Genomic DNA, 15,399 nt, shown 5'->3' with positions numbered 1-15,399 from the left:
ATCATATATTGGAAATATTTTAATCTATAATCTATATGAATTTTTCTAATTAAATCTAATATTTGAAATATAAAAAGGGATGGTGTTGCAGAATAGATTTACATATTCTGGAACACCATCAATAAAATAATATTAATCTATTTTTTTCATTTTCTCATCAAGGAGTTTTCTTAAGCTTTGAGTCTCTACAATTCTATATGTTGATAACCATAACTGTTTATCTTTTCCTGCTAATTGTGGATTGTTACTTGTATTGAAAATATTTTGAGCAAGAAGGTATCCAATTTCTTCCCACATCTCTAGTGGATCAAATATCCATTTAATCTTCTTTTCTTCTGAGTCATACTTTATTAATGCCCTAAATGCACCAAAAATTGGATATAAATAACCTGATGATATAGAATAATCTATAGAGTTGGATAAAAAATATGATTTTCCAGGCTTATTTAATCTTTCAACACCTCTTACCAAGCCAAATTTTGGATTTTTAACTCCTTCATTATTCTTGAAATCTGAATATTTATCTGCTAATTCCACTTCAATTTTATCATATAAATTTACGAGTCTAGGTATCTCTTTAGTAAGTGTTTTATAAAAATCACTCTCGTATGCGCTTCTATATCTTTTAAATACCTGAGCTTTCCCGGAGTAACTTTGAATTGGTGCTGTTGAATCGTCTTTAAATTTCTCTATATCGAAGGCAAACATTAATCTTAATAAATCTGATACATGTATTGACTTAGGTTCATTATCCTTATATGCTATATCGTTGCTATATTTTTCGTTTGAAATTGATTTTTTTATTAAATCAAACTTATCATCTAAGTTAAATAATGCTAAGTCTGACACTTCCACAGACGTATTTCTAGCATCTGAAAGTCTAGATATATTTTGAACATTTGTAATAACTTCAACTCTTACAAATTTTTGTAGGTCAGGAGAAATCTTACTTCTATTATTAATTATCGCTCTGTATGTGTGGCCACCATCTAAAATCCCATAATTAGCCAAATCGTCCTCATCATCTTTTTCACCTAAAGATATCGTTACTTCAGAACTAACTGTATTGAAAGATAATTCTTTAGCTGATATAACAATCCCTCTATTATTGATATGGAAATCAGTTTCTGGATCTAAGACTGCACCGATGATTTTTTTTGCTACATTTGTTGTCATTTTCTGTTCTCTAGGGTTAACATCTAGAGGAAGATCATTGGGTAGATCATTCATATTTACCATTAGATAATATAATGTTTCAGAATCTTCACTACTTATACCATTAATCTTATTTGGTGATGCCATTGTCCTGATACTTTCTACCTTAAAAGTAAATGTATTTTTCATTTTTTACTCCTATTCTTATTATTTATTAATCTAAAGCTATTGCTTTGATCTAATCTTATTATATAATTAAATTAAAGTATTTTAAATGAACTATAGTTCATTTTTGTTTAGGAGTTTTTAATTGAGTAGAAGAAAAAATATGATGAAAATTTAATACTCATAGGTGAATATCTTAGAGAAAGAAGAATTAGTTTAGGCGAGCAATATAAAAATAGAGATAATTTTGTTTATATAACCAGTAGAAATTTATTTAATAACGAACAATGGATTTCAAGCAGATATTTAGCTAGCATAGAATTAGGTCATAACATGATAAGTTTAGATTTATTGATTAAATTAGCTTACGCTTTAGAAATGGATCCTGCTGATTTATTTAATCAAATTCTAAAGATTTACAGATTATAATATGGTATTAATTTTGTTTGAATTTCCTTAAAAAAAGAGCACCCTTTCGAGTGCTCTCTTGTTTTTATTCTTCTACATAGTCTACTACTACGTATCTTTGTGGTTCGCGGCCTTCTGAGTGGCTTGTTACGTTTTTGTGTTTGCTGATTTCTTCGTGGGCTAGGAGTCTTTCGTAGGAGTTCATGTAGCGTAAGTTCCATGATTTTTGGGTTTTGGCTACTTTTTCTGCTGTTTCTCTTGCTAGTCTTACGATTTTTTCGTCACGACGCTTTTTGTAGCCGTTGATGTCTACGTTTACTCTTAGGCTGTTGGCTCTTGAGTCGATGGCTTTTCTGATGATGAATTCTATGGCATCTAGGGTGGATCCGCTTTTGCCTATGGCGATGCCTGTGTCGTTTTCATCTACTTTTGCTTCTAGCTTGATTAGTTGGCCGTCGAGGTTGCCGATGACGCTTGTGTTTTCAAAGTGCATGGCTTTTAGGATTTCTTCTAAGAGCTCTTTGGCTTTGTAGTAGTTGTCGATGTTTGAACGCTTTTTGTTTAGGGCGTAGTCTTTGCTTTCGACTTCTTCTGTTTCATCGTCTTGGCTGTCATCTTCAAAGACATCTTCTACTTCTTCTTTTGCTTCTTCGATTTTGTCTTTTACCTTTTCGCCTAAATCTTTTGCTTCTTCTGTGACTTTTTCGCCAAATTCTTTTGCTTCTTCTGTGACTTTTTCACCTAGGTCTTTGGCTTTTTCTGTGATTGTTTCTTTTTCTTCTTCTAGGCCTTCTTCTTTTTGGAAGTAGTTGCTTCTTTCTTTGACGTCGTAGTCTTTGCTGGCTTCTTTGAAGGATTCAACTTCTATTTCGCTTTTTAGGTCGTTTAAAACTTCGTTGATGTCTTCTTCATAGGATACTCTTACTAGGGCATCTTTACCGCCTATTAGTCCTAGAAAGCCTGTTGATGCTTCTTCTAGGATTTCTACACTTACTTCGCTTCTCTTTTTGCCTATTTCATCTAGGGCTAGTTTTATAGCTTCGTCGGCTGTTTTTGCTGATTTGATTACTGATTTTTTCATTTTTCTGTTGCCTCATCTTTACTCATAAATAAGTGCATTCCTACCATTATTATTAATCTAAATACTGATGATAGGGTGTAGTATAGTGGAAGACCTGCTGGGAGCTTTACAAAGAAGAAGTAGTAAGCTAGTGGCATTACTAGCATCATTGTGTTCATTGATCCCATTGCCCCGCTTTGCTGTTGCATTTGTGGGTTTGTCTTCATTGAGAATAGGGTTACACCAAATTGTGATAGGGATGTTAGTAGGGGTAGACCATACCATAGTGGGTCTGGGTTTAGTAGGTTTTCGATCCAAAAGAAGTTGGTTTTTAGATGGGTTACTCCTTCTGGGAATACGTACTTTGTGGTATCTTGCATTACTCTAAAGAGGGCTATTATTACGAGTAGTTGGATTATCATTGGTAGACATCCACCAAGTCCTGGTCCTACGCCTTCTTCTTTGTAGAGTTCTTGCATCTTTTTTTGTAGTACTTGTTGGTCATAGCCGTATTTTTTTTGGATCTCGTCCATTTTTGGCTTGAATCTTCTTGCTTTTTCTGCTTGTTTTTGACTTGATATGGTTATTGGTATTGTCATAAGACTTACTAATAGGGTCATTATGATTATTGATAAGGCATAGAAACTTACAGATCCTGGCTCTGTGAAGTTTACTGCGAGGATATCATAGATGAACCTCATGAGCTTACCAAGTATTATCGCTATAAAATTGAACATATTTTCTCCGTTTTTTATCTGTGGTATTAGCTGGCTAGATTTTATTTTACAGGGTCATAGCCGCCCTTTGAAAATGGATTACATCTTAAAATTCTCCACAAAGACATAAAAAAAGCCTTTACTGGCCCGTATTTCCTAAAGGCCTCTAGGGCATAATTGGAACAAGTAGGGTAGTATTTGCATTTTGAACTGCCTAATTGTGGAGAAATGAATTTTTGATAAAATCTTATCATTTTTATAAAAACTTTATTTAGCATAGTATATCTTTTTTTTCTTAAATGCCTGGTTAAGAGCATGACCTAGAGAGGATTTTAGTTTTTTGTAGTCAAATTCTGTGGTATGCTTTTTTGGTATTATTACTATATCTACTCCATTGAGATTTTTGTAATGTAGCCTTATTATCTCTCTAAGCTTTCTTTTTAGAGAATTTCTTGTATGTGCCTTGCCAATTTTTTTGCTGATTGTAAAACCAAATCTTGGAGTATTTGTTCCATTATCTTTGACTAGGACTGTGAAATCTCTATTATAACATGCAAAGTTTTTTTTGTAGACTTTCTGAAAGTCTTTGTCTTTCCTTAAGCTTAGTCTTTTTTCCATTAAGAGCTTCTTTACTTATAAAGCTTAAGCTGAAAGTCTTTTTCTGTTTTTCTTTCTTCTAGCTTTAAGTACTCTTCTTCCGCCTGGAGAAGACATTCTTTTTCTAAAACCGTGATCTTTAGATCTTTTTCTTCTATTTGGTTGATAGGTTCTTTTCATCTTTACACCTCCTATAATTTTTGACTCTTACTATTATATTGAAAATAAGCATATATGTCAAGGTTTTTATTCTTTTTTTATAAGTATTTTTCAAAAGCTAGGACCCTATTTAAATTTTTCTTAATATTTGCATAAGTATTAGGGCGTAAATTAAAAATTATTCTTTTTCCCGGTGATTTTTGGTATAAATATTAATTGTGGATAAGATTCTTGATAAAATTTTATCCACACATTTTCAAGAGAATTTTTTGTGTGAATATTTTTTTACTTTAGTGATTATTTTGACTTTAAAATCCTAAAATAAAGACAAAACCGATTTTTCTTATCCAAAATTTTAATAAATACACAGACTTATCCACATATCAACAATGATTTTTGGTCTTATCTTTTTATAAATTGAGACTTATCCATATTTTTATCTACTTATTGTGGATAAGTTGAATTAATGGCTTGTTTATGGTATAATTGCTTGTGTAAAAGTAAGGGTAAAACTAAGTTTTGAGCATTAATTTAATATTATTTTGGGGATAAGATTAATTTTTTACATATAAATTTTTTTGCTTATCCTAATTTTGCTTTAAATATCAAGATTATTTTTATCAACAATGGACTTATCCACAACTTATCCCTATTTTGGGGATAAGCTGTCTATTTTTTTATATAAGAGCTAATTTTAAAGACTTTTATCTATGTGGATAAGCAATACGAAAGGAAGGTTTATATGCGAAGTTTAGAATTCATTACTAATGAATTAAAAAATGAAATGAAAATGCATGTTACCGATTCACAGCAGTTTAATACATGGATTAACATACTAAAGCCCCTAAATTTGCATGAAGGCACCCTTTATCTAGAGATTCCTAAGAAGGATACTCTCTTTATTTTTGATGGCATTTGGCTTCCAAAGTTGCAAGAGGCCCTTTATGCTATTGAGGAAAAGATTGGAGCTAGGCTAGATGTCAAGGTTGTGGCCAAGGATGGGGATGATTATGACAAGGTCCTTACCCTAGGCAAGGAATACGATGGGGATGGTCAGATGAGGATTGATAAGGTCAAATCCTACCCTAGACCTCAGCTTGAAGAGGCCAATGTATTTGAAAATTTTGTCCAAGGCAAGTCCAACCAATACGCCTTATCAATTAGCCAGGCTGTTGCCGATACCATTTCTAGGAGGGAGCAGTCCAAAGTCTATAATCCTCTCTTTATATACGGGGCAAGTGGACTTGGCAAGACCCACTTAATCCAAGCTATTGCCCACCAGGTCCTAGAAGCTAGAGATGATGTCTATGTCATGTACCTATCTAGTGAGAAGTTTACAAATGAGATGATTGCAGCCCTTAGGACTAATAAAAACCAAGAGTTTAGGTCCAGGTATAGGTCAGTTGATATCCTTCTTATAGATGATATTCAATTTATTGCCAATAAGGAGGCGACCCAGGAGGAATTTTTCCATACCTTTAATGACCTCTACAATGCAGGCAAGCAAATAGTTATAACATCAGATAAGCCACCAAGGGAGATTAAGCACCTAGAAGATAGGCTGGTTTCAAGGTTTAACTACGGTATTATAGCTGATATCTCAAGGCCTGATTATGAGACAAGGGTGGCAATACTTCAAAAAAAGCTTGAAGATTTGGGAGCTATCATTGATAATTCAATACTTTCCTATATAGCTCATGAGATTGATACAAACATCAGAGACCTAGAAGGAGCCCTTTCTACAGCCATTGCCTATGCCAAAAGCGACGGCAGGATAGAGGTATCTATGGAAGATGCTATAAAGGGTGTAGGAACCAGGGTCAAAAATACCAAGAAAAAGCTATCTATAGGAGATATCCAGCAGGCTGTAGCAAATAAATATAATATTAAGCTTTCCGACCTTAAGGGCAAAAGCCGCAAGAAAGAGATTGTAAATCCTAGACAGATAGCCATGTTTATAGCTAGAGAGCTACTTGATGATAGCCTAGTAACTATTGCAAATGCCTTTGATAGGGATCATACAACTGTCATCCACGGCATAGATAAGATTAGCCTGATGATGGAAGAAGATAGTGACATTAAAAATGAGATTGAATCTCTAATAAAAGAAATAAAAGAGTGATTTGTGTATAAGCTTGTGGATAAGTCTGTTGATAAGTTATTTTTAACAAATCTTCAAAAACCTCTTGTGTAAAATGTGGAAAACTAGCCATTTATTCATAGAGATATTCAGAAGATATAAACACCAATAAAGATTGAAATACTAATATCAATAAAAGATATCCACATTTATACACTCCCTACTACTAATACTACTAAGTTTAAATAATAGTTAAGGAGAAGACATGAAATTTGAAATCAAACAAAAAGATCTACTAGGAGCAATCAATATTGCCAATAGGGCCGTATCCAAGTCAACCAATATACAAATCCATGAATTAATATACTTTAGTGCAGATAAGGATGGACTCTCATTGACTTCTTTCGATGGCGAAATCTCAATCAAAACATATGCCAAAGCCAATATTATAGAAGAAGGAGTAATGGCTGTAAAGGCAGACCTTATTAGTAATATAATAAGAAAGCTTCCAGATGAGCTAGTAAAGATTGAACTTGAAAATGGCAAGATCAATATCAAGTGCAAAAGATCAAACTTTAACCTTATATCCTTTGAATATTTTGAGAAGGAAGAAATCAGAAAGCCAGATTCTAAGCCTATACAAATAGATAATGACAAGCTAAAAAGATCCATAAACCAAACAGAATTTGCAACAAGTCTTGATGAAACAAAGCTTGCCCTAACAGGAATTCTCTTTGAATTAAAGGAAGGTTCTCTAAATATGGTAGCCCTTGATGGCTATAGGGTAGCCCTTAAGAAGCTTGCCCTAGATTATCCGGCAGATTTTGAAAATACAGAATACATTATACCAAAGAGATCACTTTTAGAATGGTCAAGGATAGTTTCAGATGACAGCAAGACAAGTCTTTATAAAAATGATAATGACCTAATGTTTGTATCAGAGTCTACTACTATGCTATGCAAGGTAATAGATAAAAATTATATTGATTACAGAAATATAATAAACGACATCTCAGAAACATCCATAGTCCTAGAAAAAAGAGAATTAACATCAGCCCTAGACAGGGCTCAAGTCTTATCAGATCCAGGCAGGGCTAATCTTATAAAAGTAAGCATCGATGAGAAAGTTATGACAATCATGTCAAATTCTGAAATAGGGGATGTAAAAGAAGTTATAGAAGTAGAACAAGAGGGTGAAGGTCTTGATATAGCCTTCAATGCCAAATACATGCAAGATGGGGTAAAGGCTTGTGACAGCGAAAAGATTAAGCTAAACTTCAAATCAAGCCTAAATCCATGCCTAATCTACCCAACAAACTCTAGCCATGAGGGTGAGGACTTTACCTACCTAGTCCTACCAGTTAGACTTGCTAAGTGAGGACCTTATGGAAATAATTGAATTTGAAAGTAAAGAGATAAAACTAAAGGACCTTCTAAAGGTCCTAAACCTAGTGCCAACAGGCGGCATTGCCAAGGCTATTATCAAAGAAGAGGGCATAATCCTTAACGATGAGCCTTGCTTTGTAGCTGGCAAAAAGGCCCACCCAGGCGATGTTGTAATCTTTGATGATTACAAGATTATAATCAAATAATGTGGATACAGGATATAAAATTACACAATTTTAGGAATTATTTCTACGAAAAGGTAAGCTTTAACGACAATATAAATATTTTTATAGGAGATAATGCCCAGGGCAAGACAAATCTGCTTGAATCTTGTTATTACCTAGCCAATGCCACTTCCTTTAAGAAGCTAAGGGATAAGGATTTAATCCAGTTTGGCCAGGAAAGGATGGAGCTTTCTGGCACAATCAGAAAGGGCCGCTCCTTTAAAAAAGTAAGGATAGAAGTAGATTCTTCTGATAAGAATATTTTCGTAAATGAAGTAAAATATACTAGGAACAAGGATTTAAGATCATTATTCAAGCTAGTCTTATTCACTCCAGAAGACCTTCTTATTATAAAGGAAGGACCAAATCTTAGGAGGGACCTCTTAGATGAAATCATAACAAGCATTGATTTTTCCTATAAGCAGGTCAAAAAAGACTACGATAAGATTCTTTATTCTAGAAATAAATTGCTAAAAAACAGGTCTTCCTCATTTTTCAAAGAGCAGCTAGATGCCTTTGATCAGTCCTTGGTAAAGGAAGCCTACAAAATTTATAAGAGAAGAAATAAATTTATAGGCTATATAGAAAAATACGCCAATGACTTCCAAAATGCCCTAACCAAGGGTGCTGAAAAGCTAGAGATAGAGTATATACCGGATATAAAGGCAAGTAGCCAAAAAGAATATCAGGAGAAGTTTTTAGCCCATAGGGATGAGGATTTAAGATACCAAACAACAAAATCTGGCATCCACAGAGACGATATAATTATCAAAATAAATGGCAAAAACACCAGGCTCTTCGCCTCCCAAGGCCAGCAGAGGTCGGCTATTATCAATATAAAACTAGCCGAGGTAAGGCTTGTAAGGGAGATAAGCGGAGATAGGGCGGTGATTCTACTTGATGATGTATTTTCAGAGTTAGATGAATCTAGGTCGAAATTTCTTCTAGAAAACCTAGCTGACTATCAAACCATAATCACAGCCACCAACACCAAGAGCCTAGAAGAAGTATCAGCTGATAAGATATCCTATATCAAGGATGGCAGAATTAGAAAGGATAAATATGACAGAGAATAATTATGATGCTGGTAATATCAGGGTCTTAGAGGGACTAGAACCCGTTCGTCTAAGACCTGGTATGTATATAGGATCAACCAGCCAGAGGGGACTCCACCACCTAGTCTACGAAGTAGTAGATAACTCGGTAGATGAGGCCCTAGCCGGACGTTGTGACTACATAAAAGTTACCATAGACAAGGATAATGTTGTAAGTGTAGAAGATGACGGATCAGGAATCCCAGTCAAAGAACACCCAACAACCCACAAATCAACCCTAGAGACCGTACTAACAGTCCTCCATGCTGGTGGTAAGTTTGACGATTCAGCCTACAAGGTATCAGGAGGTCTTCACGGTGTAGGTGTTTCAGTAGTAAACGCCCTTTCTGAATATCTAATAGCAGAAGTAAAAAGAGATGGCCACATCTATAAAATGGAATTTGCCAGAGGTCAAGTTACAAAAGATATAGAAGTAATAGGCGATACTGATGAAACAGGTACAAAGATAACCTTTAAGGCAGATGGAACAATCTTTGATACAACAATCTATGACAGGACAATCCTAGAAAATAGGTTCAGAGAAATGGCCTTCTTAAATAAGGGAGTAGAAATCATCTTTGAAGATAAAAGAGAAGATTTCCTAACAAGCTTCAAATTTGAAGGAGGTATATCAGAATTTGTAGCCTACCTAAATAGGAACAAAGATCCAATAATGGAGATGATTCCACACTTTGATGGCTACCAAGAAGATACCGAAGTTGAATTTGCCTTCCAATATACAGATGCCTATAGCGAAAATATCCTATCCTATGCCAACAATATCCAAACCCCAGAGGGCGGAAGCCACTTGGCAGGACTTAGGTCATCACTTACAAGAACTGTAAATGACTACGCTAGAAAATATAATTTCATAAAAGATAACGAGGACAACCTCCAAGGTGAGGACATCAGAGAGGGAATTACAGCTGTAATTTCTGTAAAAATATCTGAGCCTCAATTTGAAGGCCAAACCAAATCTAAGCTTGGAAACTCAGAGGTAAGGGGTGCAGTAGATACCTTTATTTCAGAGCATTTAACAGCCTTCCTTGAAGAAAATCCAAAACCAGCCAAAGCTATTATAGACAAGGCCCTTGCAAGCAGACGTGCCAGAGAAGCAGCCAGAAAGGCAAGAGATTTAACCCGCAAGAGATCAATCCTAGATTCAGCTACCCTTCCAGGCAAGCTTGCCGATTGCCAATCAACAGACATTGGCGAAAATGAAATCTTCATAGTCGAGGGTAATTCTGCGGGAGGTTCTGCCAAAGGCGGTAGGGACAACAGAATCCAAGCCATCCTTCCTTTAAGAGGAAAGATAATGAACGTAGAAAAGGCCCACCTAGATAGGGTCCTAAACTCAGAAGAGATAAAAAACATGATTACAGCCTTCGGTACAGGTATAGGCAAGGAATTTGACCTAGAAAAGCTTCGCTACGGCAAGATCATAATCATGACCGATGCGGATGTCGACGGTGCCCACATCAGAACCTTGCTTTTAACCTTCTTCTACAGATATATGAAAGACCTAATAGATGAAGGCCACGTATATGTAGCCCTTCCACCTCTATACAGGATAAGCGTAGGCAAGAAGGAAAGATACGTTTATTCAGACGATGAAAGAGATAAGGTAATCAAAGAGTTTGGAGCAGATAATTACAAGATCAACAGATACAAGGGTCTTGGTGAAATGAATGCCGAACAATTATGGGAAACAACCATGGATCCAGACAGGCGTGTCCTCCTAAGAGTAGTAGAAGATATGGAATCAACCACAACCGATGACACCTTCGCCCTCCTCATGGGAGAAAAGGTAGAACCTAGACGTAACTTCATCCAAGAAAACGCCAAGTACGTTAAAGATATAGACGTATAGGAGGCAAAATGACAGAAAATCAAAACATAATGAATATAGACCTTGAGACCAAGATGAAAACATCTTATCTTGAGTATTCAATGTCTGTAATAGTATCAAGAGCCCTACCAGATGTGCGTGATGGCCTAAAACCAGTTCATAGGAGAATCCTCTATGATATGCAACTTCTGGGCCTTGATCCAAATAAACCAACCAGAAAATCAGCCAGGGTAGTCGGAGATGTAATGGGTAAATTTCACCCTCACGGCGACTTTGCAATCTATGATGCCCTAGTAAGGCTAGCCCAAGACTTCTCAACCAGATATCCCCTAGCCCAAGGCCAAGGTAACTTCGGTTCTATAGACGGGGATGCGGCAGCAGCCATGCGTTATACAGAAGTCAGAATGAGCAAGATAGCCAAGGAAATGCTAAGGGATATAAACAAGGATACAGTTGACTTCATGCCAAACTTCGATGAAGAAGAGCTAGAACCAACAGTCCTTCCATCAAGATTTCCAAATCTACTAGTAAACGGGTCAAACGGTATAGCAGTAGGTATGGCCACAAACATGGCCCCACACAACCTAGGTGAAGCAATCGATGCTTGTGTAGCCTACATGAAAGACCCAGAAATATCCATAGATGACCTAATAGAGATAATCCCAGGTCCAGACTTTCCAACAGGCGCCCTAATCCTAGGAAAATCCGGCATAAAAGATGCCTACCACACAGGTAGGGGCAAGATTAAGCAAAGAGCGGTAGCAAGAATCGAGCCATTTAAGAAAAATAGGGAAAGAATCATCATCTCAGAAATTCCTTACCAGGTAAATAAGGCAAGATTAATCGAAAAAATAGCTGAACTTGTAAAAGACAAGAGAATTGATGGCATATCTGACATCAGAGATGAATCAGACAGAAAAGGAATGAGGATAGTAGTTGAAATCAAGAGGGATTCCAATGCCAATATAGTCCTAAATAACCTCTACAAATACACCCAACTAGAAAATACTTTCGGTATCATAAACCTAGCCCTAGTTGGAGGCGAGCCAAAGATTCTAAATCTAAAAGAATTAATCGAATATTACGTAGACCACCAAAAGGAAGTCGTAACCCGTAGGACCACATTTGACCTATCAAAGGCCAGGGACCGTAAGCACATAGTAGAAGGTCTTATAATAGCCATTGACCACATAGATGAGATAATCAAGATAATCAGATCATCCTATGACAATGACCAAATTAAGAAAATCTTCTATGACAAATTCAAGCTAACCGATGTTCAATCTCAAGCCATCCTAGACATGCAATTAAAACGTCTATCAGGACTAGAAATTGAAAAGCTAAATGCAGAAAATGACGAGCTAGAAAGAACAATTGAATACCTACTTTCAATCCTAAACTCTGAAGAAACCCTAATCAACCTAATCATCGACGAAATGACAGAAATCAAAGAAAAATATGCCGATGATAGAAGGAGTAAAATCGTCCCAGATGAGGGAGAGATGGATATAACAGAGCTAATTGAAGAAGAAGATATCCTAATAACCCTAACCAAGGAAGGCTACATCAAGAGACTTCCTATCGACACCTACAAGGTACAAAATAGGGGAGGCAAGGGAATTGCAGCAGGCAATACCAAAGAAGGCGACTTCATCAAAAAGATAATCACAACCAACACCCACGAAGACCTCTTATTCTTCACATCCATGGGCAAGGTTTATTCTCTAGAAGCCTACAAGATTCCAGAAGGTAGCCGTACATCCAGGGGTCAAGCGATAATCAACATCCTAAACCTGGAAAGTGGCGAGAAAATTACCGAAATGGTGACCCTATCTGAATTAAGCAAGGATAGCCAAATGGTTCTTCAAACAAAAAACGGTCAGATTAAGAAAACTGAAGCAGAAAACTTCACTAAGATTAGAAGAAATGGTATCATAGCCATATCCCTCAAGGAAGACGATAAGCTAATATCAGTAAGACAAATTGAAAAAGACGAAGAACTAATTATCTCAACTAAAAACGGTATGACCATCCAATTTAACACCAAAGATGTTAGAAGCATGGGAAGAGCGGCAGCAGGAGTAAGGGCAATCAAGCTTGATAAGGGTGATGAAGTAGTATCAATGAATATCAAAGGAGATGAAACCTATCTTCTAGTAGTAACAGAAAATGGTTACGGTAAGAAGACCTCCTTCACTAATTTCAAAAACCAAAACAGGGGCGGAAAAGGTGTCAGATGCCACAAGATAACCGAAAAGACAGGTCAATTAGTAGACAGCTTGGCAGTAGATTTAGATACTGACATAATGATGGTATCTCTAACAGGTGATATGATTAGACTAAGTGTAAGAGATATATCTACAACAGGTAGAAATACCGTAGGTGTAAAACTTAAAAATCTAGCCAATGATAAGGATAAGATTGTTTCAGTAACTAAATATGACAATACACTAGAAGAAGAGGAATAAAATGTTTCAAAGCTTTATTATTGACAAAGACGACCACTTATTATTAAAAGTTGAAGGTGACCTAGATGTCTACTCTGAAGAAAAATTCAGAGACTTCATAGAAGAAAACCTAAGGGACATAGACAAGGACCTAAGCATAGACCTAGAAAAGCTAGACTACCTAGATTCAACAGGCCTAGGCCAATTTATGAAAATATACAAGCTTGTAAATGAAAAGGGCCATAAAACCACAATAACAAACCCAAAAGAAAACATCTACAAGCTCTTTAAAATAACAGACCTAACAGAAGTCTTCAATATGGAGTAGACATGGAAAAAATAAGCATAAAACTACCACAAAATAGCCTCTATCTCAAAGCTGTAAGGCTATTTGTGGCAGGTCTTGGCTCAGATCTTGACTTTGATATAGAACAAATCGAAGACCTCAAAGTCCTAGTAAGCGAGGCCATAAACTACAAAATAACAGAAGAAGATGTACAAATAGACTTTCTAGTAGAAGAAGATATCCTATCAATAGAAGTGAGGGGCAAGGATAAGACAGCTGATCCAAAGGCAATATCAATGAGAGATGCCATTCTAAAGGCCCTAGCAGATGACCTTGAAACAGGAGAAGATTTCCTAAAAATAAGCATGAGGAAGACTTATGACTAAGGAAAGCCAAGACCGTAAGGATGAAATCAATCAGAAATTTGAAGAATTTGCAAAAACTAGGGATAAAAAGCTAAGAGATGAGCTCATAGAAGAGCACATGTATATAGTCGATATCCTATCAAATAAATATGTAGGCAAGGGCATAGAAAAAGACGACCTCTACCAGGTAGCAAGCCTAGGCCTAATCAATGCTGTAGATAGGTTCGACCCATCAAAGGGCTATGCCTTCTCATCCTTTGCCACCCCAACAATCATGGGTGAACTAAAGAGATATTTTAGGGACAAGGGCTGGGTAATAAGGGTGCCAAGACGCATCCAAAACCTCTACAAAAAGATAAATACAGCAAAAAAAACTCTAACCCAAGAGCTTCAAAGAGTTCCAACAAGTAAGGACATAGCCGATTATCTAGGAGAAGATGAGGAAACAATCCTAGAAACCATGGAAGCAAGCAAGGTCTACACTCCTCAATCCTTGGACATGAAATACCAGGTTCAAAAGGGAGAAAATGCCATAGACCTAGCAGATATAGTCGGCGAAGAAGATAAAAACTTCGACTCAATCGAGCTAAAAGATATGATAGACAAGTCAAAAGAAAGGCTCACCGACCTAGAAAAGCAAATCCTAGAGCTTAGATACTACGAAGGCAGAACCCAGGTAGACATAGCAGAAAGCTTGGATATAAGCCAGATGACTGTATCAAGACTAGAGAAGAAAATCCTCAAGAAATTCTCCATAGAATTTGAAAGGATGACAGAATGAAAAAAATCCAAAACCCAACAAGAGCAGGACTTGCATTTTTTATCCTGGCCTTAGTATTAAACCAAAATCCAAATATCCCAGACCTAGCCAAGGGCCTAGCCTATGGACTTGCAATCGGGACACTCCTAATGGGATTAAAGAAAAAATCAGCAGCTTGTTAAGAGCTGCTTTTTTTAAGGAGAAATATGAAAATCTACAACATCTACGAAAATATAAACTTCGATAAAGATAAAGAAATAGAAGACCTAATCTTTGGAAATGATAAAATAAAAATCCTAAGAACTAGCTCCCTTGACCAAGTTACAGACTATTATGATCAGGAAGAGCTCGAAATAGTAAAAATCGAAAAGGGAAGGGCGACGCTTGAAATAGAAGGAAAAATCGTCGAATTAAAAGAAGGCGACATCTTAGAAATCCCACCCCACAAAATCCATAGGGTAGTAAGTCAGTATAAAACTATTTGGCTTTGTATATTTGTGAAATAAATTAATGCTAAAGACTAATACCGGATTTTATAATCCTTTATTGGTCTTTTTTGTAAAAATTCATTGTTTATAAATTAGAATATAATTTCGAGAACTTATTTATTTTTAATATCATTCTTTTAAAATTGGTGTTAATGAAAGT

General features: G+C 36.0%; 17 protein-coding genes. 11 read left to right on the top strand and 6 right to left on the bottom strand.

The window, feature by feature from the left end:
• Positions 1 to 132: 132 nt before the first annotated feature.
• The 6 genes from NH288_RS08030 to rpmH all read right to left on the bottom strand — a co-directional run bounded on the left by NH288_RS08030 (position 133) and on the right by rpmH (position 4,281).
• Positions 133 to 1,344, bottom strand: coding sequence for an AIPR family protein (locus tag NH288_RS08030; RefSeq protein WP_265214484.1), 1,212 nt, complete (start codon positions 1,342 to 1,344; stop codon positions 133 to 135).
• 469 nt (positions 1,345 to 1,813) lie between these two features.
• Positions 1,814 to 2,809 (bottom strand): RNA-binding cell elongation regulator Jag/EloR, encoded by a 996-nt coding sequence (gene jag / locus NH288_RS08025; RefSeq protein ID WP_265214483.1) that lies wholly within the window; start codon positions 2,807 to 2,809, stop codon positions 1,814 to 1,816.
• A complete protein-coding gene (locus tag NH288_RS08020; RefSeq protein WP_265214481.1) occupies positions 2,806 to 3,525 on the bottom strand; it encodes a YidC/Oxa1 family membrane protein insertase in 720 nt (239 codons plus the stop codon). The genes jag and NH288_RS08020 overlap by 4 nt, the downstream gene beginning before the upstream one ends.
• 41 nt (positions 3,526 to 3,566) lie before the next feature.
• Positions 3,567 to 3,782 (bottom strand): membrane protein insertion efficiency factor YidD, encoded by a 216-nt coding sequence (gene yidD, locus NH288_RS08015; RefSeq protein ID WP_234025866.1) that lies wholly within the window; start codon positions 3,780 to 3,782, stop codon positions 3,567 to 3,569.
• Complete coding sequence (gene rnpA, locus NH288_RS08010; protein ID WP_106461248.1) at positions 3,772 to 4,122, bottom strand: ribonuclease P protein component; 351 nt, start codon at positions 4,120 to 4,122, stop codon at positions 3,772 to 3,774. Before rnpA ends, yidD begins: the two co-directional genes overlap by 11 nt.
• Positions 4,123 to 4,146: 24 nt before the next feature.
• Positions 4,147 to 4,281, bottom strand: coding sequence for a 50S ribosomal protein L34 (gene rpmH / locus NH288_RS08005; RefSeq protein WP_037326218.1), 135 nt, complete (start codon positions 4,279 to 4,281; stop codon positions 4,147 to 4,149).
• Positions 4,282 to 5,002: 721 nt separating this feature from the next.
• Here rpmH and dnaA point away from each other — a divergent pair.
• The 11 genes from dnaA to NH288_RS07950 all read left to right on the top strand — a co-directional run bounded on the left by dnaA (position 5,003) and on the right by NH288_RS07950 (position 15,257).
• A complete protein-coding gene (gene dnaA, locus NH288_RS08000; protein ID WP_106461247.1) occupies positions 5,003 to 6,382 on the top strand; it encodes a chromosomal replication initiator protein DnaA in 1,380 nt (459 codons plus the stop codon).
• Positions 6,383 to 6,605: 223 nt separating this feature from the next.
• The gene (gene dnaN, locus NH288_RS07995) at positions 6,606 to 7,718 is read left to right on the top strand and encodes a DNA polymerase III subunit beta (protein ID WP_106461246.1); all 1,113 of its coding nucleotides are present in this window, start codon (positions 6,606 to 6,608) and stop codon (positions 7,716 to 7,718) included.
• 7 nt (positions 7,719 to 7,725) lie between these two features.
• Positions 7,726 to 7,932 carry an RNA-binding S4 domain-containing protein gene (locus NH288_RS07990; protein ID WP_265214477.1) on the top strand — a complete coding sequence of 69 codons (207 nt, stop codon included), beginning with the start codon at positions 7,726 to 7,728 and terminating at the stop codon, positions 7,930 to 7,932.
• On the top strand, positions 7,932 to 9,026 hold the full coding sequence (gene recF / locus NH288_RS07985; protein ID WP_265214475.1) for a DNA replication/repair protein RecF: 1,095 nt from the start codon (positions 7,932 to 7,934) through the stop codon (positions 9,024 to 9,026). The genes NH288_RS07990 and recF overlap by 1 nt, the downstream gene beginning before the upstream one ends.
• Entirely contained in the window at positions 9,013 to 10,914 is a 1,902-nt protein-coding gene (gene gyrB, locus NH288_RS07980; protein ID WP_321160847.1) for a DNA topoisomerase (ATP-hydrolyzing) subunit B, read from the top strand. The genes recF and gyrB overlap by 14 nt, the downstream gene beginning before the upstream one ends.
• A gap of 8 nt (positions 10,915 to 10,922) precedes the next feature.
• On the top strand, positions 10,923 to 13,361 hold the full coding sequence (gyrA, locus tag NH288_RS07975; protein WP_265214473.1) for a DNA gyrase subunit A: 2,439 nt from the start codon (positions 10,923 to 10,925) through the stop codon (positions 13,359 to 13,361).
• Position 13,362: 1 nt separating this feature from the next.
• Positions 13,363 to 13,668 (top strand): STAS domain-containing protein, encoded by a 306-nt coding sequence (locus NH288_RS07970; protein WP_265214471.1) that lies wholly within the window; start codon positions 13,363 to 13,365, stop codon positions 13,666 to 13,668.
• 2 nt (positions 13,669 to 13,670) lie between these two features.
• Positions 13,671 to 14,012, top strand: coding sequence for an anti-sigma regulatory factor (locus tag NH288_RS07965; RefSeq protein WP_265214469.1), 342 nt, complete (start codon positions 13,671 to 13,673; stop codon positions 14,010 to 14,012).
• Entirely contained in the window at positions 14,005 to 14,772 is a 768-nt protein-coding gene (locus NH288_RS07960) for a SigB/SigF/SigG family RNA polymerase sigma factor (RefSeq protein WP_106461240.1), read from the top strand. Before NH288_RS07965 ends, NH288_RS07960 begins: the two co-directional genes overlap by 8 nt.
• Positions 14,769 to 14,933: a hypothetical protein gene (locus tag NH288_RS07955; protein ID WP_265214468.1), complete on the top strand. Its 165-nt coding sequence runs from the start codon at positions 14,769 to 14,771 to the stop codon at positions 14,931 to 14,933. Before NH288_RS07960 ends, NH288_RS07955 begins: the two co-directional genes overlap by 4 nt.
• A gap of 24 nt (positions 14,934 to 14,957) precedes the next feature.
• Entirely contained in the window at positions 14,958 to 15,257 is a 300-nt protein-coding gene (locus NH288_RS07950) for a cupin domain-containing protein (RefSeq protein ID WP_265214467.1), read from the top strand.
• Positions 15,258 to 15,399 lie beyond the last annotated feature (142 nt).

Source organism: Anaerococcus sp. NML200537, assembly GCF_026131715.1.
Taxonomy (GTDB): domain Bacteria; phylum Bacillota; class Clostridia; order Tissierellales; family Peptoniphilaceae; genus Anaerococcus; species Anaerococcus kampingae.
The sequence above is the reverse complement of the archived record's forward strand: the minus strand, read 5'-3'. Positions and strand labels throughout refer to the sequence as shown.

Coding starts and splice junctions, on each gene's coding strand:
- NH288_RS08030 (WP_265214484.1), bottom strand. CDS start 1,344: ATGAAAAATACATTTACTTTTAAGGTAGAAAGTATCAGGACAATGGCA.
- jag (WP_265214483.1), bottom strand. CDS start 2,809: ATGAAAAAATCAGTAATCAAATCAGCAAAAACAGCCGACGAAGCTATA.
- NH288_RS08020 (WP_265214481.1), bottom strand. CDS start 3,525: ATGTTCAATTTTATAGCGATAATACTTGGTAAGCTCATGAGGTTCATC.
- yidD (WP_234025866.1), bottom strand. CDS start 3,782: ATGCTAAATAAAGTTTTTATAAAAATGATAAGATTTTATCAAAAATTC.
- rnpA (WP_106461248.1), bottom strand. CDS start 4,122: ATGGAAAAAAGACTAAGCTTAAGGAAAGACAAAGACTTTCAGAAAGTC.
- rpmH (WP_037326218.1), bottom strand. CDS start 4,281: ATGAAAAGAACCTATCAACCAAATAGAAGAAAAAGATCTAAAGATCAC.
- dnaA (WP_106461247.1), top strand. CDS start 5,003: ATGCGAAGTTTAGAATTCATTACTAATGAATTAAAAAATGAAATGAAA.
- dnaN (WP_106461246.1), top strand. CDS start 6,606: ATGAAATTTGAAATCAAACAAAAAGATCTACTAGGAGCAATCAATATT.
- NH288_RS07990 (WP_265214477.1), top strand. CDS start 7,726: ATGGAAATAATTGAATTTGAAAGTAAAGAGATAAAACTAAAGGACCTT.
- recF (WP_265214475.1), top strand. CDS start 7,932: ATGTGGATACAGGATATAAAATTACACAATTTTAGGAATTATTTCTAC.
- gyrB (WP_321160847.1), top strand. CDS start 9,013: ATGACAGAGAATAATTATGATGCTGGTAATATCAGGGTCTTAGAGGGA.
- gyrA (WP_265214473.1), top strand. CDS start 10,923: ATGACAGAAAATCAAAACATAATGAATATAGACCTTGAGACCAAGATG.
- NH288_RS07970 (WP_265214471.1), top strand. CDS start 13,363: ATGTTTCAAAGCTTTATTATTGACAAAGACGACCACTTATTATTAAAA.
- NH288_RS07965 (WP_265214469.1), top strand. CDS start 13,671: ATGGAAAAAATAAGCATAAAACTACCACAAAATAGCCTCTATCTCAAA.
- NH288_RS07960 (WP_106461240.1), top strand. CDS start 14,005: ATGACTAAGGAAAGCCAAGACCGTAAGGATGAAATCAATCAGAAATTT.
- NH288_RS07955 (WP_265214468.1), top strand. CDS start 14,769: ATGAAAAAAATCCAAAACCCAACAAGAGCAGGACTTGCATTTTTTATC.
- NH288_RS07950 (WP_265214467.1), top strand. CDS start 14,958: ATGAAAATCTACAACATCTACGAAAATATAAACTTCGATAAAGATAAA.